General features: G+C 45.6%; 2 protein-coding genes. One reads left to right on the top strand and one right to left on the bottom strand.

The window, feature by feature from the left end; all coding sequences use genetic code 11:
- Window positions 1-518 (bottom strand): 3'-5' exonuclease (locus Q0314_RS05070; protein ID WP_298057231.1); only part of this gene is annotated, 518 nt, incomplete at its 3' end.
- A gap of 63 nt (window positions 519-581) precedes the next feature.
- On the opposite strand from Q0314_RS05070, the gene waaC reads away from it, so the two are divergent.
- Entirely contained in the window at window positions 582-1568 is a 987-nt protein-coding gene (waaC, locus tag Q0314_RS05065) for a lipopolysaccharide heptosyltransferase I (RefSeq protein ID WP_298057229.1), read from the top strand.
- Window positions 1569-1691: the final 123 nt, after the last annotated feature.

Genomic DNA, 1691 nt, shown 5'->3' with positions numbered 1-1691 from the left:
GTATCGAGCTTTAGCCCGCGCACGGAGCCAAACTCGCTCACGTGATCGAGCAGATCGAAGTGAAATTTGCCGCTATACCTGTCGCGGTAGTTGCCGTCCCATTTGCCTTTGCCAAGCTCCTTGTTTTCGACCTCGTAAAAGCTCGGAAACGAGACGTTGTACCTCATCGCGCGAGTTAAAATCATCGGCAGATCAAAGCCCCGTCCGTTAAAGCTCACTAGGCGCGGGTTGTGCGAATTTACGAAACCGATAAATTTATTTAGGATTTCGCGCTCGTTTGCGCCTTTCATCGTGCTTACGCGCAAAAATTTACCGTACTCGTCCGCCATCACCGCAGAGATCGCCACGACGCGGTGAAACATCACGGGCAAAAACTCGCTACCGCTTGCCGCTTTTTGCGCGGCAAACGCCTGCCTCGCCACCTCCGCGTCGCTTCCCTCAAAGCCGTAAATTTTACGCAAAAGCGCGGTGTCGGGCACCGTCTCGCAGTCAAAAACGCAGATATAATTTTTAGCCATTTCAAACCTTTTTTAGCTATTTTTGCCTAAAATGATAGCTAAAAATCTTTATAAAAGCGGTAAATGAGTAAAAATTTAAGCCCAAACATCGCCGTTATCAAGCTCTCCGCCCTGGGCGATATCGTCCATGCGGCGACCGTGCTACAGTTTATCAAAAAGCACTTACCGCAAGCCAAAATTACGTGGTTTGCCGACGCTAAATTTAGCGAGATTTTGTTCCTTTGCCCGCAAATTTCGCGCGTCGTATCGCTACCGCTAAAAAACGGCGAGTACAAAAAAAGCTTGGAGCTGATAGCCTCTGCTAAACAAGAGGGCGAATTTGACTACGTCATCGACCTGCAAGGGCTGATCAAATCCGCCGCGGTTGCGAAGCTTCTTGGCAAAAACAGTTACGGATTTGATAAATTTAGCGTCAAAGAGCCGCTTGCGGCGCTGTTTTATAGGCATAAATTTAATTGCGACTACGGTGAAAATATTATCTTGCGAAATTTAAAACTTACGGCTTTTGCTTTGGGCTTTAGTTTTAGCGAGGATGAAATTTTAGCCAAACAGCCTTGTTTTAGCGCCTTGCAAAGTAAATCTCAAAGCTTAAAAAAGAAAATTTTGATAGCGCCTTTTGCTAGCGAGCCGAGTAAAATTTACGATAAATTTGAAGACGTTATCGCTCTGCTAGACGAGCCGCAAAATGAAATTTTCGTCTGCTTTAACGGCGAAAACGAGGAGAAAAAAGCCATAAATTTGATCAAAAACTCAAACGCAAAACCGCTAAGCTTAAATCTAAAAGAGCTCGTAAGCTTTATCTCGTCCTGCGACCTTGTTATCGGCAACGATAGCGGCGTGACGCATATCGCCTGGGCGCAAAATCGCCCCTCTATCACGCTTTTTGGCAACCGCCCCGCAGAGCGAAACGCCTTTGCTAGCCCCGTAAATTTAACGCTAGACGCGGGCAAAAAAATAGACGCGAAAAAGATAGATAAAAGCGACTTTTGCGTGCGAGATATCGCGCCGCAGGCTATCGCAAACGCGGCAAAAAGGCTACTTGATGCGTGATTTATTTTACCTTTGGCTTTATAGATTTTTTAAATTTATCTTTACCGTTACGCCCGCGTTTTTGCTGGATCCTTTTTTAAATTTCATCGCGTTTTTGTTTTATAAATTTGACGCCAAACACAC

Source organism: uncultured Campylobacter sp., from assembly GCF_938040115.1.
Taxonomy (GTDB): domain Bacteria; phylum Campylobacterota; class Campylobacteria; order Campylobacterales; family Campylobacteraceae; genus Campylobacter_A.
This window is presented reverse-complemented; position numbering and strand designations above follow the sequence as displayed.

Bases quoted from the DNA above. Each gene is read 5' to 3' on its own strand.
- waaC (WP_298057229.1), top strand. From the start codon at position 582: ATGAGTAAAAATTTAAGCCCAAACATCGCCGTTATCAAGCTCTCCGCC.